Origin of the sequence: Kitasatospora sp. GAS204B (assembly GCF_029892155.1) — a bacterium.
In the GTDB taxonomy this organism is placed as follows: Bacteria; Actinomycetota; Actinomycetes; order Streptomycetales; family Streptomycetaceae; genus Kitasatospora.
The window spans coordinates 286063-308499 of the sequence record NZ_JARZAG010000008.1 but is presented as its reverse complement, the minus strand read 5'-3'; the positions used below and the strand labels follow the sequence as shown (position 1 = coordinate 308499).

At 72.1% G+C, this 22437-nt stretch carries 18 protein-coding genes; 8 read left to right on the top strand and 10 right to left on the bottom strand.

Annotation, left to right across the window (positions count from 1 at the left end; all coding sequences use genetic code 11):
• Positions 1-7: 7 nt before the first annotated feature.
• The 3 genes from P3T41_RS14310 to P3T41_RS14300 all read right to left on the bottom strand — a co-directional run bounded on the left by P3T41_RS14310 (position 8) and on the right by P3T41_RS14300 (position 6254).
• Entirely contained in the window at positions 8-2941 is a 2934-nt protein-coding gene (locus P3T41_RS14310; RefSeq protein ID WP_280690188.1) for a LuxR family transcriptional regulator, read from the bottom strand.
• A 65-nt stretch (positions 2942-3006) separates the two neighbouring features.
• On the bottom strand, positions 3007-3213 hold the full coding sequence (locus P3T41_RS14305; protein WP_280690187.1) for a hypothetical protein: 207 nt from the start codon (positions 3211-3213) through the stop codon (positions 3007-3009).
• Positions 3214-3284: 71 nt separating this feature from the next.
• Positions 3285-6254: a type 2 lanthipeptide synthetase LanM family protein gene (locus P3T41_RS14300; protein WP_280690186.1), complete on the bottom strand. Its 2970-nt coding sequence runs from the start codon at positions 6252-6254 to the stop codon at positions 3285-3287.
• 206 nt (positions 6255-6460) lie between these two features.
• Here P3T41_RS14300 and trxA point away from each other — a divergent pair, with 206 nt between their 5' ends.
• Positions 6461-6787, top strand: a complete 327-nt coding sequence (gene trxA, locus P3T41_RS14295) for a thioredoxin (RefSeq protein ID WP_280690185.1) — start codon at positions 6461-6463, stop codon at positions 6785-6787.
• A 196-nt stretch (positions 6788-6983) separates the two neighbouring features.
• On the top strand, positions 6984-7805 hold the full coding sequence (locus P3T41_RS14290) for an SAM-dependent methyltransferase (protein WP_280690184.1): 822 nt from the start codon (positions 6984-6986) through the stop codon (positions 7803-7805).
• A gap of 89 nt (positions 7806-7894) precedes the next feature.
• Here P3T41_RS14290 and P3T41_RS14285 read toward each other — a convergent pair whose 3' ends face one another.
• Complete coding sequence (locus P3T41_RS14285; RefSeq protein WP_280690183.1) at positions 7895-8302, bottom strand: transposase; 408 nt, start codon at positions 8300-8302, stop codon at positions 7895-7897.
• 413 nt (positions 8303-8715) lie between these two features.
• On the opposite strand from P3T41_RS14285, the gene P3T41_RS14280 reads away from it, so the two are divergent.
• A complete protein-coding gene (locus tag P3T41_RS14280) occupies positions 8716-9690 on the top strand; it encodes a helix-turn-helix domain-containing protein (protein ID WP_280690182.1) in 975 nt (324 codons plus the stop codon).
• A 16-nt stretch (positions 9691-9706) separates the two neighbouring features.
• On the opposite strand, the gene P3T41_RS14275 is transcribed toward P3T41_RS14280, so the two are convergent.
• The 3 genes from P3T41_RS14275 to P3T41_RS14265 form a co-directional block, all read right to left on the bottom strand.
• On the bottom strand, positions 9707-10675 hold the full coding sequence (locus tag P3T41_RS14275; RefSeq protein WP_280690181.1) for a hypothetical protein: 969 nt from the start codon (positions 10673-10675) through the stop codon (positions 9707-9709).
• 97 nt (positions 10676-10772) lie between these two features.
• Entirely contained in the window at positions 10773-11186 is a 414-nt protein-coding gene (locus P3T41_RS14270; protein ID WP_280690180.1) for a hypothetical protein, read from the bottom strand.
• Between the two features lie 787 nt (positions 11187-11973).
• A complete protein-coding gene (locus P3T41_RS14265) occupies positions 11974-12399 on the bottom strand; it encodes a cold shock domain-containing protein (protein ID WP_280690179.1) in 426 nt (141 codons plus the stop codon).
• A 234-nt stretch (positions 12400-12633) separates the two neighbouring features.
• On the opposite strand from P3T41_RS14265, the gene P3T41_RS14260 reads away from it, so the two are divergent.
• The 4 genes from P3T41_RS14260 (at position 12634) to P3T41_RS14245 (ending at position 17560) form a co-directional block, all read left to right on the top strand.
• Positions 12634-12837, top strand: a complete 204-nt coding sequence (locus P3T41_RS14260; protein WP_280690178.1) for a DUF6229 family protein — start codon at positions 12634-12636, stop codon at positions 12835-12837.
• A gap of 150 nt (positions 12838-12987) precedes the next feature.
• Positions 12988-15897: a type 2 lanthipeptide synthetase LanM family protein gene (locus tag P3T41_RS14255; protein WP_280690177.1), complete on the top strand. Its 2910-nt coding sequence runs from the start codon at positions 12988-12990 to the stop codon at positions 15895-15897.
• Positions 15898-16111: 214 nt separating this feature from the next.
• Positions 16112-17062 (top strand): hypothetical protein, encoded by a 951-nt coding sequence (locus P3T41_RS14250; RefSeq protein ID WP_280690176.1) that lies wholly within the window; start codon positions 16112-16114, stop codon positions 17060-17062.
• Positions 17063-17356: 294 nt separating this feature from the next.
• A complete protein-coding gene (locus tag P3T41_RS14245; RefSeq protein ID WP_184941582.1) occupies positions 17357-17560 on the top strand; it encodes a cold-shock protein in 204 nt (67 codons plus the stop codon).
• 104 nt (positions 17561-17664) lie between these two features.
• Here P3T41_RS14245 and P3T41_RS14240 read toward each other — a convergent pair whose 3' ends face one another.
• On the bottom strand, positions 17665-18159 hold the full coding sequence (locus tag P3T41_RS14240) for a DUF4188 domain-containing protein (RefSeq protein WP_280690175.1): 495 nt from the start codon (positions 18157-18159) through the stop codon (positions 17665-17667).
• A 93-nt stretch (positions 18160-18252) separates the two neighbouring features.
• Between P3T41_RS14240 and P3T41_RS14235 the strand changes: the two genes are divergently transcribed.
• The gene (locus P3T41_RS14235; RefSeq protein ID WP_280690204.1) at positions 18253-18903 is read left to right on the top strand and encodes a MerR family transcriptional regulator; all 651 of its coding nucleotides are present in this window, start codon (positions 18253-18255) and stop codon (positions 18901-18903) included.
• 83 nt (positions 18904-18986) lie between these two features.
• On the opposite strand, the gene P3T41_RS14230 is transcribed toward P3T41_RS14235, so the two are convergent.
• Positions 18987-20321 carry a DUF5685 family protein gene (locus P3T41_RS14230; RefSeq protein ID WP_280690174.1) on the bottom strand — a complete coding sequence of 445 codons (1335 nt, stop codon included), beginning with the start codon at positions 20319-20321 and terminating at the stop codon, positions 18987-18989.
• Positions 20322-20480: 159 nt separating this feature from the next.
• Positions 20481-22385 carry a DUF2075 domain-containing protein gene (locus P3T41_RS14225; RefSeq protein ID WP_280690173.1) on the bottom strand — a complete coding sequence of 635 codons (1905 nt, stop codon included), beginning with the start codon at positions 22383-22385 and terminating at the stop codon, positions 20481-20483.
• Positions 22386-22437 lie beyond the last annotated feature (52 nt).

Below are 22437 nucleotides of genomic sequence, written 5' to 3'. Positions count from 1 at the left end.
GCCCCGGTCAGACCTGCGGTTCGCCTTCCGCCGCGCAGCTCTCGACCGCCAACTCGCAGAGCGCCGCGCGGTCCTGGCAGCCGGTCTTGCTGATCAGGTTCGCCATGTGCTTCTCCACCGTGCGCGGCGAGATGGACAGCTCCCGGGCGATCTGCTGGTTGCCCGGTCCCTCGACCAGCAGTGTGAACACCTCGTACTCGCGCAACGTGACGCCCACGGCGCGCAGCGCGGGCGGAATGCGGTCCCGGCCGCCGCGGTGCTGCGCCACGCTGACCCCCGCCTGCCGCAGCAGGGTCCGGCAGGCGCGCGCCACGGCCGGCACGTCGAGGGCGTGGAAGTACTCCTCGGCCGTCCGCAGCCACGCCACCGGGTCACCCCAGCCGTCGCGCACGGCGGCCTCCGCCACCAGCCGCAGGCCCAGGTGCCGGGCCATCGGAAAGAGCGCGGCGCATCGCTGGGCCGCGGCGACGGCCTGCTCGGCCTCCTCGCCCCGCCCGTCCCGGCCGAGCAGCACGGCCCGGGCGAGCAGCAGGAACTGGCCGTTCCAGGTGAGCGGAGCGGCCGGGCCGGCCTCGACCTCCTGGTACCGGTCCCAGCCCGCCTCGCCGGCCAGCACCTCCAGCAGCGGGTGCAGGCCGTGCTGCCCGGCCAGGTAGTAGACGTTGGGGTTGCGCCGCTCCCAGTCCCTGGCCGCCGCCAACTCGGCCGTGGCCAGCGGCCGGTCCTCCTCCAGCAACGCGCAGATCGCCCGGCACAGCCCGAGCAGCACCGGCATCAGGAAGAAGTCCTCACCGCCGATCTGGCTGAACGCCAGCAGCTCGCGTTCCATCTCCCGACGACGGCCCTGGTGCGCCGCGAGCGTGGCGGCGGTCAGCAGCAGGTAGCGGTGGGTGGCGAGGTTGCCCAGACGCGCGGTGGCGCCCAGGCAGCGGTCGATGATCTCCCGCGCCGCCTGCGGCTCGCCCCGCAGCACCGCGTTCATCGCCAGCGCGCCCTCGGCGCTCTGCGTCACGCGCACCGAACCGAGCTGGAGCGAGGCCTGGCGGGCCTGGTCGAGCCGGTGCGGCTCGCCGGTCCGCATGCATTCGTTCATGCCCAGGCGCAGGAGCGCTTCCACCCGCCAGCTGCCCAGACCGTGGGTCTCGGCGACCTCCAGCATCCGGATCAGGTAGCTGTCGGCGTGGTCGAAGCCCTGCTCGCGTGCCAGCAGGGCGAGCAACTGCCAGGCCTGGCAGGCCACCACGGGCAGCGGCACCCGCTGCGCCACCTGCGCCGCCTGCCGGGCCAGCCGCTCGGCGTCGGCCTGCCGGGCCTGCGGGTCGCCCGGCCCGGGGAGCAGGGCCAGATGCGACTCGACCGCGGCCAGCGGGGCACGTTGCTCGGGTGCGGCGCCGTCGTCGAGCAGCGCCCGGGCCGCCGCCACCTGGGCGGCCGCCTCCTGCGGGCGCTCGGCCGTCACCGCGCACCAGGCCAGCCGCGTGTGCAGGGCGAGCCGGCGGCCGACGCCCAGGGACGCGGCCCCGGCCGGCGGCAGCGCGGTCACCAGGGTGAGTGCCTGGCCGAGCTGGCCGGCCTCGGCCAGGGCGTCGATCAGCGACTCCGTCACGGCCGTCCGGTCCGGCACGGCCGCGAGCTGCTGCGCGCGCTCCAGCAGGGCCACGGCCGAGCCGGACGCACCGGCCGCCAGGGCCCGGCGTCCGGCCTCGGCGTAGTGGACGGCCGCACCGCCCGGATCGTCGGCCGCCAGGCGCAGATCGGCGGCCAGTTGGCAGTGGTCGTCGCGCAGTTCGGGGTCGGCCCGCTCCAGCTCGGTGGCGGCGTGCCGGGCGAGCGCCGCCCGTTCCAGCGGCGGCACGGTGGCCAGCAGCGCCTCGGCGGTGAGCGCGTGGCGGAACGCGTACCAGCCGGGGGCGGCAGGGTCGGGCACAATGAAGTCGGCCTCGCCGGCACTGCGCAGGCCGGCGAACATGCTCCGGTCGTCGTGGCCGGTGATGAGCTGCACGGTGTCGACGCAGAACCGGGGACCCAGGCAGGCCCCGATCAGCAGCAGTTCGCGCACCTGCGCGCCGAGCAGCCCGAGCCGGTGGTCGTAGGACTGCACGATCGTGGCCGGCACACTCGGCCCGAGCTCGCCGACCACCTGCCAGCCGCGCTCGCCGTGCCGCAGCGCGCCGGAGCCCACCAGGTCGCCGAGCAACTCCTCGGCCAGGTACGGGTTGCCGTCCCCGTCGGCGACCAGCCGGTCCACCACGGCGTCCGGGACGGCCACGGCCGCCGTCTCCAGGCAGCCGGCGGCCAGCGCCCTGACCTCGTCGGCGACCAGCGGCAGCAGCTCGGCGACGGTGGCCCCGCGCCGTCGCTCGGCCGCCCGTACCAGGTCGCGGCCGGGCCCCGGTTCGGGCCGCAGCGTGGCCAGCAGCAGCACCGGCACCTCGGCGACGTTGTCGACCAGGTACTCCAGGACGGCGGTGGTCTCCGGGTCGGCGTCGTGCAGGTCCTCCAGCACCAGGACACAGCCGCCGGCCCGGCCGACCAGGGCCAGCAGCCGCAGCAGCGCCTCGGCCAGTTCGACCACGCACCCGTGCCCGTCCGGGCCTTCGGCGGTCCGCCACTCCGGCACCAGCCGGGCGAGCGCGGGCCGGTAGGGCTCCAACTCCGGGTCGGCGGGCGGCCTGCCGAGCCGGAACCGGGAGGCCAGCGCCTCGCGGAGCGGGCGGAACGGGGTGCCCGTCCCGCCCGCTCCGGCCCGCCCGCGCAGCACCGGCATGCCGAGCGCGCCGGCTTGCTGCGCGCATTCCCCCGCCAGCCGGGACTTGCCGATCCCCGGCTCGCCGAGCAGGAACACCGCACGGCCCTGACGTGCGCGAACGTCGGTCAACGCGGAGTCGAGCATGGCGAGTTCACCAGCACGGCCGACGGTGATCGGAGAGGTGGTCCGCATGTCCGCAGGCTATCCGACGGCCTTGGCAGCCGCTGGTGACCGATCACACCGCACTGTGGGCTGGCTTACGGGGAGGTGTAGGTGTCGGTGTCGGTGCTGACACTGCCGGCGTGGCCGAGGCCGGGCGCGGCCGGCGCACCGGACAGCAGCGCCGCGCGCCGACCGAGAGCGCCGCCGCCGCCCAACGCGATCTCACCGGAGGGGTGTTCGCCGTGGCCGCCCTGACGCGCCCTCGGGTCCTTCCACGAGCGGACGAGTTCTTCCCTGTGCATGGGCTCTCGGTCTCCTTGAGTCGGTTGATCCGGGGTGATCCATCTGGGTTGGTTCCGGTTCATCTCGGTGGTCATGGCCGCGCTCCGGACGGCCGATTGGCAGCCGGCGGCCGCAGCAGCAGCGCCGACGGTACGTGGTCGGCGAAGCCGAGGCGCAGCAGGCCGTGCCCGATGCCGGCCAGGCCGGTGAGCAGTCCCGGGTGGGGCACCGCGCCGGGGGTGCCGCAGCGCGGGCCGTCGTGTTCGAGGGCGGCCAGCAGCCTGCCCGCCCGCCTGGCCAGCGCGGCCTCGGCGACCGCGGCGGCCTCGGGGGAGGGGGCGGCGACGTGGAGCAGTTCGAGAACGGCGAGTTCGCCGTGGCACAGGCTGTGGTCGGCCGGCGGGTCGCTCGCCGTGATGCCGCGCAGCGCCCGGTCCAGTACCGGCGCCAGCTGCGGGTCGGCGGCCGCGAGCGGGCTGTCGGCAACGGCCAGCGCCAGGCCGGCCAGCCCGTGGCACCAGGACAGATCATCGCTCCCCGGCTCGGATTGCGGCTCCTCGGCCCGCGGTGCCACCGCTGACCGCGACGCCGCTGACCGCAACGCCGCCAAGCCGGCGTCCGTGAAGCGCGGGCCGCCGCCGGCCGCGGTGAACGCGAGCAACGCCCACCCGATGCCCGCCGACCCGAAGGCGAACCCGGTCCGGGCCGGCAGCGGGCGCTCGACCAGCCGGTCCGCGCAGGCCTGCGCCGCCTGCCAGGCCGCGGCTGACCCGGTGGCCCGGTGCACGGCGAGCAGCGCGGCCAGGCCACCGGCCTTGCCGGTGAACACTCCTGACTCTGGATCAGCTCCGACGGCCGTGCTGATCAGCTGGACCGCGGGTTCGACCCAGGCGCCGATCCCGTCGTCGTCCAGCGCAGTGGCCACCTGGGTCAGGGCGTACGCGATCCCGCCCAACCCGGCGAACCCGCCGGTGCCGACGTAGCCGAGCTGGTCGGGGTGTTCGGCCAGCGCCGCCAGCAGACCGGGCACCGGGCGCAGCGCCTGCCGGGCCGGCTCCGCGTAGCGCGCCGAGCCCGTGATCCGGCTCAACTGCGCGAGGAACAGGGCGATTCCGCCGTACCCGTCGGCGAGATCGGCGCCCAGCGGCCCCAGGCGCCAGTAGCGCTGATCGAGCAGTTCCAGGCCCAGCCAGTTGGTCCGGTGCTCGTCCTGGTGGGCCAGCGCGACCAGTTGGTCGCCGATCCGGCAGGCGGCGGTGAGCAGTCGATCGGGGTCCGGTGCGCCGCAGGTCGGCCCGGAACGTACGCGTGCGGTGGACCGTCTGCCGATCGAGTCGCCGAGCCCCGTGGACCGCGCGGCCATCGTCGCCAGGATGATCCACTCCTGGCCGCGCCGGTCCGTCTCGTCCGTCCCGTCCGTCCCGTCTGCCTTGTCCGCCGCGTCCATCGCGTCGATCTTGTCGATTGCCCGGCGCAGGCCGGGAGTGCCGAGCACCCCGGCCAGCCGGTCGCCCCGGCCGTTCCACAGGTCCGCCGTCCCCGGCCGGCTGGTGAACAGCGGGATGTCGCCGTCCCAGAGTTGGGCGATCTCGTCCTCGGCGACCCGGGTCAGCAGGGCGTTGCCGATCGACTCCGCGCGGATCAGCTCCAGCAGCCGGTCCCGCTCGGCCGCGTCACGCAGCACGTCGGGGTGGCTCGACTCCTCCAGCAGCCGCGCGTAGCCGTTCGAGGAGCGCAGCACCACCCGCACCTCGTCCTCGGCGAAGCGGTGCAGCAGGCCCAACGGGCCGGTGAGTTCGTCCCGATGGGCGGCGATCGTACGGTAGCCCGTGCGGAACCCGGCGAGCAGCGGTTCGGTGAACGCGGCCGGGTCCGCCTCCCGCCCATCGAGGACCGGCCGGTTCCGCGCGCCGGCGAACACCCGGGGCCGGCGGACCAGCCGCATCTCGTCGGTACCCGCCGCCGCGAACTCGACCCCCGCGAAGGGCAGCGCCGTGTCCTTGTCGGCGCCGAGCCCGGACATGTCCCACGCGGTCTCGTCGCCCAGCCGCAGCTGGGGCAGCAGCCCGGTCCGGTACACCGAGGACGCCAACACGCGCGCGGCCGGGTCCGCGACCGGCACGACGGGGGGAACCGGATGGAACAGGGTCTCCAGGTCGACCAGGACCGGATCGTCGGCGCAGGCGATCAGATTCTCGTGGTGGACGTCGGTGGTATCCAGGGCGTGCAGCAGCGCGAGCAGCACGCCCTGGCGGAAGTAGAAGCGTTCGACCTGCCGCGGCGCGGTGCAGGGCCGCTGCTCGACGAACTCCACCCACCCGTACCCGGGCCGCTCCAGCAGCGCCAGGGTCCGCAGCTCCCGCCGCCCGAGGCGGGCGTCGAGCCACCGCGCCACCTCGTTGAAATGCCCGTGCGCGGCGAGCGATCGCGGCTTGTACACCACCCGGGCGCCGGAGGCGAAGCGCAGCACCGAGACGCTCCGCCCCTGCCGGTGGCCGTCGCCCACCCCGCTCTCCACCTCGACCAGCGGTCCCGGGTCGCGGCCCGCCAGCAGCCCGTCGACGATCAGCGCCCGGTCGTCGCCGAACCGGCCGAGCAGCTCGGCCGTCGCCGCGCCGGCCCGCAGCGACGCCTGCGCCAACAACCGTGCGAGCACGACGTATTCGCTGAAGAGACGGGAGAGACCGGGGCGCCCAGAGGCCTGCCGGACGAAGTCGTCGAATCGATCTGATGATGTGTCACCGACGAGACTCCCGGCCACCCTGGCGACGTTGAGCTCCAGAACCAGCGTGCGGGCGGCAACCTGAGCCAGCCGCCGCGCGAGCCGATCGACGAACCCGCCGCGCACCGCCGGGAGATCCACCCCGCCGATCTCGGTCACCTCGACCGCCAACCGGTCGGCGGCCAACTCGGCCAGCGGCGCCAGGATCACGGCGAATCCGGCCGTCCCCGGCAACTCGGCAACGCGTCGCCCAGCCGTCGGCGGGGCCGCCTCGATGGCCTGCTCGACGAACGCGGCCCAGTCGGGAGGCTGCGCGGACCGTGGCTGACCTGGGGTCAAACCCCCTGTCCACCACGTGTTTTCGTCGATCCTCGAGGGAATCGACGCGCGTGTCCCGATCACGGACAGAGCCTGTCAGTGTGAGGAGGCGGTGCGCAAGAGTAGGAGGACGACGGCATTCCGCTGAAGGGTGTGCTGCAGGTTTGGTCGGGGCACAGGTCGGGGGATGGATCCGCAGCAGAAATTCACCGAGATCGGGAGGCACAGTGGCGCTGAAGGCGGTTACCGACACGAGTTTCGATGAGGATGTCCTCACGAGCGACAAGCCGGTCCTGGTCGACTTCTGGGCAGAGTGGTGCGGCCCGTGCAGGCAGATCGCCCCGAGCCTGGAGGCCATCGCGGCGGAGCACGGCGACCAGATCGAGATCGTCAAGCTCAACATCGACCAGAACCCGACGACTGCCGCGAAGTACGGGATCATGTCCATCCCGACAATGACCGTCTTCCTGGGCGGGGAGGCCGTCAAGACCATCGTCGGTGCCAAGCCGAAGGCGGCCATCGAGCGGGACCTGGCTGAATTCATCCAGGTCTGACAGAGAGGGGATCGATGGTCGGCCACTCCGGGTCCGGCGCCGGTCCGACCGCGCTGAGCAGGGGCGGCCCGGGGGCGCCGGCCGTTCCGGCCATCCGGCGGGGTCTCTGCTGACGTCCCATCATGCACTGTGGTTGAGTTGGTCCGAGAACTACGGTGGAGGGTGTGGGGTGGAGCAGTTCGAGGTTGCCTCCTGGATGAGGCCGACCCAGCAGGACCGGATACCGGCGGTCGATCTGCAGACCGACCGGGCGCACCCGGCGCGCGTGTACGACTACATGCTGGGTGGGAAGACCAACTTCGCCGTCGACCGCGAGGCCGGTGACCGGATCATCGCGGAGTGGCCCAACTCCCGCGCCGCCGCCTGCGCGGCCCGCGCCGTCATGCACCGGATGACCCGCCGGCTGGCCGAGGTGCATGGCATCCGCCAGTTCCTCGACGTCGGGACCGGCATCCCCACCGCGCCCAACCTGCACGAGATCGCCCAGCGCGTCGCCCCGGCCGCCCGGGTCGTCTACGTGGACAACGACCCGATCGTGCTCGCCCACGCACGCGCCCTGCTCACCAGCACGCCCGAGGGCCGCACCGCGTACATCGACTGCGACCTGCGCGACCCCGAGAAGCTGCTCGTCGAGCCGGCGCTGCTCGACACCCTGGACCTGAGCCAGCCGGTGGCACTGACGCTGATCAACATCGTGCACTTCCTCTCCGACGAGGCCGTCCTCCCACTGGTCGCCCACCTGCTGGACGTGCTCCCGGTCGGCAGCTTCCTCGCCCTGACCGCCGGCACCGCCGACTCCGCGCCCGAACAGGCCGAGATCGCCTCCCGGCGCTACCGCGAGGCGGGCATCGAGAACCACCTGCGCCCCCGCGCCGGGATCGAGCGGTTCTTCGCCGGCCTGGAACTGGACGACCCCGGCGTGGTGCTGATCAACCGTTGGCACCCGGAGCTGGACGACGGGCCGGTACTGGCGGACCACGAGGTGATGGCCTACGCGGGCCTGGCGCGCAAGCCGTAAGCCGCGCCCGCCGTATACGCAACGATCATTGCGAGCCACTGCGGCCGACCACCCGCAAGTCGCCTGCCCCGCACCGGCATACGTGATGGTCACGACCTGCGGGGACGCCGGTCCGGGGCCGGCTGTGGACCGGGGGCGGCCACGGCCGTGCGCGTCCAGTTGATCCGCCGCGCGGTGTGCGGCCGGCTGAGCAGGATGCCGTGGATCCGGGGAAGGACTCCTGCCGCGGTCCACCGGTACAGTCGGCGCCAGCAGGTCTGTCCGGAGCCGAAGCCGAGTTCCAGCGGTAAATGCTGCCAGGCGATGCCCGTGCACAGGACGAACAGGATCCCCTGCAGGCACCGCCGGTCGTCCACCGGCCTGGGGCCGGGCCCCCGCCCGGGCCAGGAAGGCAGGAGCGGTTCAATCGCGGCCCAGGTCTCGTCGTCGACCAACCAGGGCGCGGTGCCGGCATGGCCTTTCCCGCTGTCCAGTGTTCCGCTCGATAAATCGATCATTCCTCTGTTCCTTGGGATGACTGTGCGCCGGGAGTGGCTTGGGCCTGAGGGTCTCGATCTGGGGCAGCGTTCGCCTCGCCCGTGGGTGGTGGTTCCTCAGCCGTTACGGGCAGCAACCAGGCGCACTGGCAAGGGCGCTGGCCTCCCTAACCCTGTTGTCCACTCATCAGGGCCCAGGTAGTCTCCCGACGAACGGCTTGCAGGAGGTCACAACACGGGGACTGCGGTCCGCAGTTGTCGAAATGGCGGACCTCGCCTGTATCGAGACGTGGTTCAACGATCGACTGCCACTGCGCCAACGGCCAGGCCTTTGCGTCAGCATGCAAAGGGTCTGAGGCCGACTCGCCAGCACATTGACCCGGGGGGATGCCAGGTTGATACGGATCGGTCTGTCGACGGATGACCTGGAGCGGTTGCGGGTCGCCGACGCGCCTGACTTCGGGTACGAGCTCGCGCTGGGCGGGGCTCAACTGGCCGACCGGACCGCCGACCGGCGGCTGGCGGCGTGGCGGCTGGAGGTTGCCCGAGGCTGGAACCCCAACCACAGCGGACTGTTCGACCTGTACACGAGTCTCTACATTCCGGCGTTCTTCGATCAGGTCGCCCACGCGACACCGTCAGGGATCGACCCTGAGTCCCCACCGGCCACCGCTCATCTGCGGGACCTGGCCCGATCCGGCGCCTTGACTCCGTTCACGCGTGCCCTCGCCGACGGACATTCGGGCGCGGTGAGCGCGCTGAACCGCATACTCACCAGCTTCCGCGTCACGGGCCTGGACCCCTACCGTCGACGAATCACCTCGGTCGTCGCCACCGCATCAGCCAGGGCAGAAGTCCGTGCGGCGATCGGCGGTATCGACGACATGCTGAGCTCGTTGCATCCGTCGATCCGCTGGGACGGTCGGCGACTGCTCCTGAACACCCTCGTCGACGCGGAAGAGTCCCTCGAACGGCGTCCCTTGATCTTCCAGCCCACGGCGTTGGCCAGCCGCATCATGTTCGACCCGCTGGCCGACTCGGTGACGGTCATCTACCCCACGACCGCCGCCGCCATCACACCCGACCCCGAACTCCAGGCTCCGGCCCAGGCCTTGGTGTCGCTCCTGGGGGCAACAAGGGCGGCGGCAGTGGTCGCCGTGGTCAGGACGCCGGCCCTGACCACCGGGCGGCTCGCGGCGATCCTCGGAGTATCGGCTGCAGCCGCCTCCCGACACGCCACCGTCCTACGCGAGTCCGGCCTCATCGCCACCGTCCGCAACGGCCAGACGGTCCACCACGCCCCGACCCGACTCGGCACGGACCTGGTGTACGGAGCAGCCATCGACAACCAACCCGAGCGCGGCGCAGCGGGGCGGTCAGCGCCATGGCCGGCGCCGGCAGAGCGGTGACGACCGTGGTGGTGGGTCAGAGAGAGCCGCCACCGTTGGCGACGGCGGCGTTCTTGAGGACAGCCGCGATGCCCTGCTTGACCTGGTTCAGCTTGTCGAGGTCGGCTTGGATCGCCTGCTCCTCGTAGGCGGACTCGACTGTGAACCAGGTTCCGACGATGTTGGCCTGCTGCCGGCAGGAGGCGTCCGCGGTGGCGGTCGCGATCTCCTCGGCGGACGCCGTGGCCGTGCCCTTCCACCGCTTGTCGCCCATGGCGTCGGTCGGCGTCGGATAGGTGAAACCCTTGATCTTCATACAGGCCGACCACTGGTGGAAGGCGGCCTGCAGCGTGTCGTCCGCCATCGACCGCCGGTAGTTGTCGAAGTTGATGCTGATTGCCAGCGGGTCGTCGGTCACCGCCCCGCCGTTCGCGGTGAGTTTGGCGTCGACCTCACCGAGGCAGCCGCCCTTGGGGATGGGCAGGCCGCGGTAGCTGGTGATCGGCTCGGTACCGGCCGGGCCGGTACCGGCCAGCACCGTGAGCTCCGCGGGGCGCAGCTGGGGTGGCGGGGTGGGCTTGGCCTCGGCAGGCTTCGGCGGCCGGTAGCCGTTCGCCGGGTCGACCACGTCGTACCGGTGCGTCGCCTGACCACCCGGTCCGGACGACTGCGACAGCGGCGGCGGCGTGTACGTCAGGCCGTAGCGCTGCATGCACTGCACGGTCAGCCGGCCCCGGGCTTCGGTCACCTGCTCGGTCTGGTCGGCCGTGAACAGGTACTGCTCGATCGGCATGGACTTGTCGACGGTGCTGTCGAGCACGGGGATCGCCCCGACGGCCGGACGGGGTAACGGCGTTGAGCCGGCCGCCGGGGAGCCGGTCGGAGCCCCGGCCGGCACGGGCCTGGCCGACGTCGTGGCGGACTGCGAGCAGCCGGTGGCCAGCACGCCGACGGCCGCGAGCAGCCCGGCAGCCTGCAGGTACGGAATGGAACGGGCGCGAGCCATGCGCGGGGACTCCCTTTGCGGTGACGGCCTGCGGGGGACGAGGGCGGGTACCCGGCCGCGCGACGAGGCGTGGCCGGGCACCCGCAGCGTCACGGCCTTACGAGAAGCACTGCGACGCGTCGTGGTTGTAGACCCCGGAGCCGTAGAGGGTCTGCCCCGTGGTGGGCCCGATGGTCAGGTTCGGGCCGTTGTAGTTGCAGTTGTACAAGGCGAAGATCGTGACGGTCCGGTAGCTCTCGTTGTAGACATAGCCGATGTTGTTGTACACCTGCTGGCCGTCGCCGTCGCAGTTGCCACCGGAGCAGCCCTCGAAGTACCAGGCCGCCCCGTAGTTGTCGTTGCCGCCGTCCCCGTTGAAGCCACCGGATTCGTTGGAGTGGTAGAAGAGGCAGGCGTCGGTGCCCCACACACATCCGCCCGGGCTCGCCGCGGCCGGCGACGCCCCGACCCCGAGGGCCACGGCACTGAGCGCGGCGACGCCGGCGGCGACGGCGGTGATCTTCTTGCGCATGAACACAGGAATTCCCTTTCCCTCAATGGAGGATTTCTCGCTCGGCAGTCGGCAGAGCGTGCAAGGAATCGCGCCAGGAATTTCAGTGCGACGATTCCGATGAGCGCTCGATGATTGCGGCGCCGGCTACGGGAAGGAGTCTGTGTCACGCCTCAGCCTCCGTCAATACTGTCCGAGGAGGGCAGGAGCATGCCGACATGTCCCCTTTTGTTGGCCAGGAAAAGCCGACAGAACGTGACATTCGGTACTGGTGAGCCGCCAGCCGTTGCGTTTTTGTTATTAGAATCGGGTGATGATCGTGTTATGGCTTCGGTGAAATTCTCCCGAGTTCCGACCGGCCCGGATGTCACACTCTGGATCGTGTGCTGCGGAATTGCGCACTGATTGTGTTACGGCATTCCTTGATCGGATTCCCGGGGCCCGTGGGCGCCGGCCCCGCGTGGGGTCGATGTCGGGATCGCACCGACTGCGGTGACTGCGGTGACGGAGGCCACAGCAGGTTTCCTTCCAGCGTCGACCCCGCGTGACCGTGAGGACGCAACATGCCCTGGTCACTGGCCTCCACCTGTGCTGGTCACGGGAGGCACTGGCCCGGCGCCCACTGCCGGACGAGCCGGTGCGGGCAAGGAGTTCGGGCGGCGTACGGACCAGCGGTATTCAGTTGACGCCCAACACGCTTGCCGTACACGGGGCCTGACAGAAGCTTCGCCATGCCGCAACCGCACATGGGTACGCAATTCCCGGCTGCCTGGCGAAGTTCACATCAGCCACTGGACAGACGCCGAGCTCAGTCCTCGGTCCAGCCGTGGTCCTTGCCGAACCGCAGCAGGCCGGCGCGGATCTGCAGGATCTGGGCCCCGGTCAGGGTCGGCGCCGCGGTCAGCAGGACCTCGGTGATCTCCTGGGTGTACTCCTCCGCGCTCAGTACGTCGCAGAGCGAGTCGTCGGTGGGTGCTCGCCGGACCGCGCCGATCGCGGCGGCCGCCGGGGGAGTGGTCGGTGGGGTGGCGCCCTCGGGGAGGCGGACGAAGGAGGCCTTCGGTCCGCGGTCACCGTCCTCGATCTCGAACTCGACCACCAGGCCCGGGCGGATGTACGGCTCGGGGATCTGGAGGTCGTTCACGTGCAGGAAGACGTCCTCTCCCCCCTGCGCCGGCGCGATGAAGCCGTAACCCCGAGTAGCGTCGAACCGCACCACACGACCGGTGACCACACCAACCCCCAGACACATCGGGCCCCTTGCCCGAAACAGCTGAGCAGAGAATAGCGTCGCGGGGTCCGATCGGGCGAGTGTGCGGCAGGTCAACCACGGCTCCGGGCCGGTCCGGGAACGCACGGTGATGGCGTCAGCTCATATGAAGATGGCTGGATTTAGCGTCAGCTGCCATGTGTGCGACGCCTTACCGTGAGCGGACAACTGGTCAACACCGGAATGGAGTTGAGTGACATGCCGAAGCTCACCGCAACCCGCATGGACGCGCTGGTCACGGCCTGGCTCAGCGGTGCCGAGGGCGCCGACGGCCTGGCCAACCCGGCCGGCCCGCTCTACGTCGGCGGCGCCGTCGCCGAGGCCGCGCTCGCCGAGTCCTACGAGGGCATCCTCACCCACTGCAGCAGCTGTAGTGCCTCGCTGCACAGCTACTGCTGCTGATCCGCAGCACTGATCCGCAGCACTGATCCGCAGCACTGATCCGCACCACGCGTGACCCGGGCGGCGGCCGTGCTCCGGCCGGGCCGCCGCCCGGCACCCGGACGCGCCGAACTCCCGGACGCACCGGACGAGTAGAGAGAGGACGCCCCCATGCCGCAGCAGCCGCAGCAGGCCGTCACCGCGCCGCTCGAGGAGGGCTGGTTCGCCGCGCCCGTGGCCGCGTTGGCCGCTCCGCTGCTCGCCGAGCTGGACCGCAGGCTGTCGGCGCTGACCGGGCTCGCGGCCGAGGAGCGGCAGGTGCTGAGTACGGCCCTGCGCACCGCCCTGTCGCGGTCCCTGCAGCTCAAACTGAACCGGGTCTTCCTGCTGGAGCTCCGGGTCGCCGCGCTGGCGGGCGAGTTGCCGGGCGTGGACGAACGGGCCCGGTGGAGCGGCTACTTGGAGCGTGCCGTCACCGCCGAGTACTTGGACGGGCTGCGCGGCAGGTACCCCGTCCTGCACGAGCGGGCCCTGGCGGCCGGTCGGCTGCAGCTGGACGCCGGACTCACGCTGGCACGCCGTCTGCTGCGCGACCGGGTGGCGATCGGGGAGTTGCTGGGCCGCCCGCCGGGGCCGCTGCGCGAACTCGAACTGGGCGCCGGCGACCAGCACCGGGGCGGGCACGCGGTGGCCCGGGTGCGGTTCGCCGGCGGCACGGTGATGTACAAGCCGCGGTCGCTGCAGGTCGACGCGGCCCTGCGGGACTTCCTGGCCGCCGTGCTCCCGGACGGCCTGGCCGCCCCGATCCACGTACCCGCTGTGCTGACCCTGGTGGACGGCGAGCCGACCCGGGTGGCGGACGGGTCGACTCGGGTGGACGCCGACGCCGAGCACTACGGCTGGGCCGGATACGTCGAGCACGAGTACTGCCGCGACGAGGCCGAGCTGGCCATGTTCTACCGGAACCTGGGCCACTGGCTGGCCGTGATGCGCCTGGTCGGCGGCACCGATCTGCACGCCGAGAACCTGCTCGCGCACGGTCCGGTGCCGATCGTGGTGGACGCCGAGAGCCTGTTCACCCCCGACCCGCCCACCGAGCCGAGCGGGCGCGGCGACGCGGTCGACCTGGCCGCGCGCACGGTGCGGACCACCGTGCTGCGCACCGGCATCCTGCCGATGCGCCTGGACGGCTACACCCTGGCCGGTGTGGACCTGTCGGCGGCCGGCGGCCTGCCGGGACAGCAGCCGCGGATCCCGATGCCGGTGATCGTGGACGGCGGGCGCGACACCGCCCGGATGGAACTCACCGCCGTCGAGGTCCGGGCCGCCCGCAACCACCCGAGCCCCGCGCCGGTGCTGGCCCGCCACTGGCAGCAGGTGCTGACCGGCTTCGCGGAGATCACCGAGCAGCTGCTCCGTCTCGACGAGAAGGGCGAACTGCGCTCCGCCCTCGAGCGGTTCGACGGCTGCGAGGTGCGCGTCATCCGCCGTCCCACCCAGGCGTACATGGAGATCGGCCGGATGCTCTGGCACCCGGCCTCGCTGCACGACCCGGCCGCCGCGCTGGAGCGGGCCCGGGACATCCTGACCCGTAACGCGCGGGGCAATCCGGTCGCGCCCCGCGAAGCCGCCGAGATCGAGGCGGAGATCGGCGACCTGCTCCGCGGCGACGTGCCGGTCTTCACCAGCCTGGTCGATCCGGCCACGCTGCACGCGGCGCTGGCCGACTGGCGCGCGGCCGACCTCGCGCTGGAGCAGGAGGTGATCCGCGGGGCCCTGGTCGGCGCCTATCTGAACGAACGTCAGCTCCCGTCCCGGACGCCGAAACCGGCCAGCTCGCCGCACGCCCGCCAGGCCGAGGAGCGCCGACGGCGGCTGGCCGCCGAGGCGGTCCGGACGATCGGCGCCGCCGCGGTGCGGGGCCGGGACGATACGGCCACCTGGATCAGCCCGGTGCTCACCGACGTCGGCTGGTCGATCCGGCCGCTCACCGCCGACCTCTACAGCGGGCAGGGCGGCGTGGTCCTCGCGCTGGCCCAGTACCGGCAGGAGCAGGCGGCCGGGCGGGCCGACCCGGTCGAGGGCCTCGAAGAGCTGCTCCGGGGCGCCCTGCGGGTGCTCGCCGCCACCGAGGAGCAGCTGCCCACCCGGCAGATCGGCGGCTTCACCGGGCTCGCCTCGCAGCTCTGGACCTGGTCCACGCTGCACGAACTCCTCGGCGAGGAGTGGCTGCTGGACCGGGCGCAGGCCAGGGCCGGGCTGCTGGACGCGCAGCGGATCGCCGAGGACCGGGCGTTGGACGTGCTCGGCGGCGCGGCCGGCGCCATCGTGCCGCTGCTGGGGCTGGCCGAGCGCACCGGCGCGGAGCGCTGGCTGGCGAGCGCCGCCGAGGCGGGGCGGCACCTGGAGCGGACGGCCGTGCTGGACGAGCGGGGGGCGCACTGGCCGACCGCCCTCTTCCCGTCGGCCGTCGGCGGCTTCGCGCACGGCGCCACGGGCATGGGCTGGGCGCTGGCCAGGCTCGCACTCAGCCCGGCCGGGTCGCCTGCGGACCGCGAGTGCTGGCAGCAACTCTCGCTGCGGGCTTTCGACTTCGAGGAATCGCTGTACTCGCCGGCGGCGGGCGCCTGGGCCGATCTGCGGGAGACCAGCGGGGTCGACTTCGCCACCGCCTGGTGCCACGGCGCCACCGGCATCGGCCTGGCCGCCGCCGACCTGTACCGGCGCACCGGCGACCTGGCCCACTGGGAGACCGCCCGGCGTTCGGCCCCCGCAGTGCTGCGCGAGGGCTTCGGCTGGACCCACACCCTGTGCCACGGCGACCTGGGCCTGTGGGAGCTGCTGGCGGCCCTGCGCGGGTGCTCGCCCTCGGCCGCGCCGCCGGCGGGCCCCGACCGCGAGGGTGCCGATGCCGAACTGCTCAGCGGCCTGGAGGAGCACGGCGCGATCGGCGGCCTGGCCAGGGAGGCGTTCTCGCCCGGCCTGCTGCCGGGCCTGGCCGGCGTCGTCCACCTGCTGCTGCGGATGCACCCGGAGCAGCGCCTGGCCTCCCCGCTGCTGCTCGGCCGGGCCGGCGACTGAACCGGGCGGGGGTGGCGGCGCGCTGAAGCGCGCCACCCTCCCGGTCCGTCCACCGGAAGGAAAAGCTCGTTGGGAGCTGAACAGGGACATTCCGGCACCCCGGAAGTCGCGGTACGAGACCGTAAGGTCACCCGATCCACCCGAGAAATAACCATTCCCTTCCGGTTTCCTGCTGACTCTGTCCAGGATTCCGGAAGGGCCCTAGGCTGCCCGCGTGTCGATCTTTCGAGCGTTTCGGAGTTCCCGGCCGCGCCTGCTCCCGGAGCTCGATGACGTCAAACTCGGCCGGGTACGCCGGCAACTCGATTCCCCCGCGATGCCCGGACTGAACGAGATTCAGATCGACCAGGTCGAGCGGATCATCGCGGAGGCCGGGTCGGACTGGGACCGTCGCGCGCACCGCTGCGCCGTGCTCGCGGAGGCCGCCGCGCCCTCGCGGCTCGCCCGCTCCTGGCGGCAGCGGCAGCCGGGCAGCGCGGACGCGCTGGTCTTCGATGCCTGGGTCGAGCTGGTACGCGGCCGCCACGAGGGCGTCATGACGGAAGCCGACGCCGACGCCTGCGCCGACAGCTGCTACCGCGCCGCGGACAGCAGGCCCGAGGACCCGACGCCCTGGGTGGTCCTGCTCGGGATACTGCGACTGCTGCGGGCCGACGCGCAGCGGCTGTTCGAGGTCTGGCACGAGGTGGCCGCCCGCGATCCCTGGCACCGCGAGGCCCATCTGCAGATGCTGCACTACCTCTCACCCGAGGAGTGCGGCTCGCGCAGCCGGCAGCTGGACTTCCTGGACGCGGTCCGCGCCGGGGTCCCCGCGACGGCGCCCGCCGTGGGCATCGAGCTGACCGCACTGGTCGAGGAGCACGAGCGCATCACCGCCCGCGGCGGCGTCGAGGCCCTGCTGGCCCGGGGCCAGTGGGCGCACGCCCGCGCGTCCGCCGCCCTCGAGCGCGCCGTCACCGACTGGCCCCGCCCCGGCCGGCTCCAGCACGCCGCCGCCCTCGCGGACCTCAACATGCTCGCCTACGCCCTGGTCCAGGCCGGCCGCGTGCGGGAGGCGACGGCCACCTTCGAGCTGATCGGCGAGACGGTCACCCCGTGGCCCTGGGGCCTGGACGGCGATCCGCTGCAGCAGTTCGGCTACTGGCAGGCGAAGGCGCTGCGCTGACCGGCCCGCTGACCGGCGGCTCGGCCGCTGCTGCCTTGCTCGCCTGCTGAACCCATGTCACGGGCGACCCAGGCCTCGTGGCCGGGACCCGGAAGCAACGCGCCGGGCGAGTTCTCTGGCGGTTGGGGCCCACAAGGAGTAACGTTCTGGTTAAGCAGTCGTGGTTCCGAAGTTCTCGCCCGCGGTGATACGCCGTGGGCGTTTTTGCTGTCCAGCGCCTCTCCGGACCAAGTCGATCATCTCCGGGCCCGCATCCCCGCGGGACCCGTTCCGTTCCCCTTGAAGGAGAAACGCATGGCTACCGGCACCGTGAAGTGGTTCAACGCGGAAAAGGGCTTCGGCTTCATCGAGCAGGATGGTGGCGGCGCTGACGTGTTCGCCCACTACTCGAACATCGACGCCCAGGGCTTCCGCGAGCTGCAGGAGGGCCAGAAGGTGACCTTCGACGTCACCCAGGGCCAGAAGGGCCCGCAGGCGGAGCACATCCGCCCGGCCTGACCCGCAGCGCACGCCCGAGCGCCCCGCACCGGAGACGGTGCGGGGCGCTCGGGCGTTTGCGGCAGCACCTGGTGCTGGCAGTCCTCGGCGGACCGGGTGCCTGGTCAGGAGCTCGGTCGCAGGCCCAGGCGTTCGGCGGCGGTGTTGCCGCGGCGGCTGATCGGGGCGGTGCCGGTGGCTGCGGCGAGGCCGTGTGGGGGCATGTTGACGTAGATCGTCTCGTAGGCGCCGGCCGGGACGAGGTAGGTCTCGTGCCAGATGCCGACCTTGCCGTGGCCGGCGCGCACCCGGCGGTTGAACTCGGTCCAGGCCGGGCGGTGCTTGTGGTCCTGGGCGGTGGCGTAGGCGAGCAGCTTCTCGTGCGACTCCCAGTACTGGATGACCTCGAGGTCCCGGGGGGATCCCAGGCGCAGCCGACCGCCCAGCATTCCGCTGTCCGGGTCGGCGGCCAGCTCGCGGAGCATCCCTGGCATCGCCTTGACGGTGGGCCACCAGCTGCGCAGGGCACGGAAGTTGTTGATCCGCATGCCGATGTGGAAGACGACCGTGCCGCCCTCGGCGGCAGCGGTGATACGGCCGGGAATGGGTGCTGCAGACATGGAGGTGCCTCCTTGGCGATCCTGTGCCGTGCATAGGAGAGCGTCGCTATCCTTATAAGATAGTGACACTCTCCTAGGATGGGATGCAAGAGGATGCGGTTGGCGGAACTCAGTGAACGGAGCGGCGTCCCGGTCGCCACGATCAAGTACTACCTGCGCGAGCAACTGCTGCCCCCGGGTGTGCGGATCACCGCCAAACAGGCCGACTACGGCGAGGAGCACCTGCGCCGGCTGCGGCTGGTGCGGGCGCTGATCCAGATCGGTCGGGTGCCCGTCGCCACCGCCCGTGAGGTGCTGGCCGCCATCCAGGATGAGAGTCAGGGCCAGCACGCGCGGCTCGGCACGGCCGTCGGCGCGCTGCGGGCCGGCCCGCAGCCCGATCCCGACGATCCGGCCACCGAGGCTGCCCGGCGCGAGGCCGACAAGCTGCTCACCTCGCTGGGCTGGGAGTACGGCATGGTGGACGACTATCCGCCGTACCGGACGCTGGTGGCCGCGCTCGCCGCGCTCGCCCGGCTCGGCTACCCGTACGACACCGGGCACCTGCTGCCCTACGCCCGTGCGGCGGAGGCCCTGGCGGTGTGCGACCTGGACCTGGTCGAGGAGTACGAGAGCGCGCTGGAGCAGGTGGAGGCGGCGGTGGCGCTCACGGTGCTCTACGAACCGGTGCTGCTGAGCCTGCGCCGATTCATGCAGGTGCAGGAGTCGGAGCGCCGCTTCGTCACCGGGCGCCAGGGCGGCTGACCGGGGCGGGGCCGGGGCGGGTGGCCGGGGGTGGGTGGCCGTGCGGGCGGCCCCGGTCAACAGTCCGGGGCCGCCGTCAGTTGTCAGCTGCAGTCGCAGCAATCACAGCAATCGCAGCAGTCACAGTCGCAGCTGTCGCAGCCGTCGCAGCCGTCACAGCCCTGGCAACAGTCGCAGCCGTCGCAGTCGCAGTCCAGGCCGTGCCGGTCGCACCAGCCCTCGGTGGGCTCGCGGGTCCACGGGTTCTTGTGGTCGCAGCAGAGCAACTGGCAGGTGCAGGCCATCAGGGCCCACACCGCGCAGCCGGCCAGCGCGGAGCGCCGTGGCGGGCGGTTCCCGCCGCCGCCCGGACCGTGTCCGCCGCCAGGGCCGCCCGGCCACTGCGGCCCGCCAGGGCCGCCCGCTCCGAACGGTGGCTGCTGGTACGGGTTCTGCGGCTGCCCGTACTGCTGGGGGTACGGCTGCCCGTACTGCTGCCCGTACTGCGGCGGGTGCGGCTGCTGCTGGTACGGGTTCGGCGGCTGGTCCTGGTAGGGCCCCGGGTACGGCGCGTGGAGCGCCGGGCCCCGGAAGACCCGGTCCACCGCGCGGCCGGTCTCGTGCGCCAGCAGCACATGGGTCAGTGCGCGGTCGGTGAACTCGACCTCGCGCAGGGCCAGCCGGATGCCGCGCACCGCGTCGCGGCAGAGCCGCTCGGCCTCGGCCCGGTCGGTGCCGGTGGCGGTGAGCGGGTTCCAGGCCCCGGTGGCGGCGTCCTCCTCCTGGTCCTCGACGGCGTCCAGCAGGTGGGCGAGCCGCCCGAACAGCCGACCGGCCTCGGCCAGCGCCTCGGCGTTCTGCGGCCGGCCGGCCAGCACCGCCGTATGCGCGAACGCCGCCGAGGTCGCGCTCTCGGTCGGCTCGGTGACCAGCAGCACCGCGCTGCCCGGCGCCGCGCCGCGTTCCAGCTCGACCTGCCGGGCGGCGGCGGTCAGCAGCACCCCGGTGTCGAAGCCCACGGCCGAGCCGCTCCCCGCACTCTGCCGATCCCAGCGCCGCGCCACCGCCCGCGCGCCGAGCGCCACCGGCCGCCGGGCGAACAGGCCGTCGCCGTCCGCCACATGGTCCCGTACCTTCACCGAGGCGAGCGCCAGCGACACCGAGGCCGCCAACCGGGCCCCCTCGCCCCGCGCCACCTCGGCGGTCCGCATCCCGCGCAGCGGACACGGCCCGGCGGTCCGCCGCCCCGACCGGTCATCGGCCGGGCGCTGCGCCTCGACCAGCACCGAGATGATCAACCCGTCGTAGTTGGTTGCGGTACGCGCGAGTTGCCCGTGGTCGTCGCGCAGCGCGAGACAGAGACCACAGAGATGAGCCATCCAGGAGGCCCGCAGCCGATCCGACAGATGGTGGCTGCACGGCCTGATGATTCCGAACACGATCCCCCTCGTGAGCAGGGGTCCTGACGACCCGAGCTGATCGTCCGGAAGCTTACGACCCGACAGTCCGACTGATGGGAGCGGGGGCGGAGAGTCGTGCCGCCCCAAACCCCCAAGCCCGCTGCGTTGCCCGCGCAGCCATTCGACGGTGGCCGGACTCTAACGGATCGCGGCGGCGTCCTTGACGGCCACCCGATCGGACGGTCGCCCCGACACCAGCTCGCGGAGCTTGGCCCTGGTCTCGGCATCCGTCGAGTAGACGACCGTGCCGATCATCCCCCGGGTGAGCAGAACCTTGTAGGTGTTCCGAATCAGGCGGTTGATGTCGGCATCGCTCGTGGACTTCCGGAAGACCGGGTCCTTGGACGCCGTCCGGTCGGTGACCCAGCGGTCGGTGCGCCAGACCAGGTCGGGGCCGAGGATGACGCCACTCCAGTCGTACTCGAAGCCCTGGGCGGTGTACACGCAGCCGACTTGGCCGAACCCGGCCGGATCGGTTGCCCACAGTGCGGCCGGCGGTGCCCCTGCGACCGAGCGGTCGCCGAAGACGTTCCACGGCCGGGCCCAGTCCCCGATCCGCACGTCCTCGGGGAGCGGCTCCCCTGCGGCGATCTTCTTCGTCCACTTCCAGCAGTAGCCGGCCGATATCCGGGCGCTGTAGCCCTCTTCCCGGCGCGCGGCGAGCGACTCCTCCAACTCCCACGGACTGTCGACGACCTCGAGGAGCACCTTGTCATCCGGCTCCCAGACCACTGGTCCGCCCGCGTCGAGGCCCAGCAGCCGCACCACCCAGCGCAGGTAGGCGTCGCTGCCACCACAGCGGAACTGGCTGTCCAGTTCGACCAGTTGGCAGTCCAAGCCCTTCGCGGCGGCGGCAGCCCGGATCTGTGCCACGGTGCCCATCTCGCCGGGCCGCACCACCTGATGTTCGTCCAACAGGAACACGGGCACCCTGGCGGCATCGATCAGTTCATCGATCTGGGGCCTACCGGTGCGCTGCGCGGCCTGGGTGTAGCGGTTCGCCGAGGTCTCGCGGATGCGGTGGGCCTCATCGCAGATCAGGACGTCGAGGCCGTTGCGGTCGGCCGCCATGAAGCTGTTGAAGTACTTGAACAACTCCTGGACCTCACGCTTGCGTGCCCCGGCCACCCGGCGCATGGTCGTGGTGAACGAGTTGGACCCGGTCGCGTGCAAAGCCGTGACGCCGCGTCGATAGAGCTCTCCCAGGAGCGACAGTGCGATGACGCTCTTCCCGGTACCGGGCCCACCGGTGATGACGACCACCTCCTTGTGGTCGGCCTGTTGCGCCCGGCGCACTGCCCGCAATACCGTTTCGTATGCAACCCGCTGTTCATCCAGCAGGACGAACTGCTCGCGCTCGCGGACCTCTTCGGCGGCGACTGCCATGAGCTGCCTGGACGGCCCGACCTTTCCGGCAAGCAACTGGTCAGCGGCCTGCGCGCCGGAGACCGGCTTGAGCTTCGACCGGAGGTACTGGATGAACTCGCCGCGACGATCGCCGGTGAACATGCGGCCACGCTCGTTCTGCTCCACGTCGTACAGACCGTTGACGTCGAACTCGGTCGCGTTGTGAAGGTAGGCCACTCCTGACACCCGCTCCGGGTACGCGGCCAGCGCTCCGTTGAACGAGACGAGGTAGTCGCAGTAGCCGCGGACCTGCTCGATGGGATTCAGGACGGCCCGGCCGTACGCCTCGACCCGGCAGAGCAACGGGTCGCCGTCGTCCGGCAGCGCGCGGCTCCACTGCTTGAGTTCGACCACGACATAGGACGGCTCATCGGTGGTGGGATGGACTCCCGCGAGCACGACATCGGCGCGCTTGCTGTTGAGCGGGAGGGAGTACTCGAGCAGCACCTCCACCATGCCGAGCCCGGCGTCCAACAGCGCGTTCGTCAGGACCGGGATGCTCGACTCCCAGGAACGGACCTCGGCGGGGCCCGGCCGCCGGCCGTGCTTGTGGACGAACTGGTCGATGAGGCGCAGCGACAGTGATCCAGCCAGCTTCTCGGCGGCGACCGCGGACGCGGAGTCGCGGAACAGCAAGACATGCTCCCAGACAGCACGAAGTGACTCGTGCGGGTGGGGGCATGTCCCT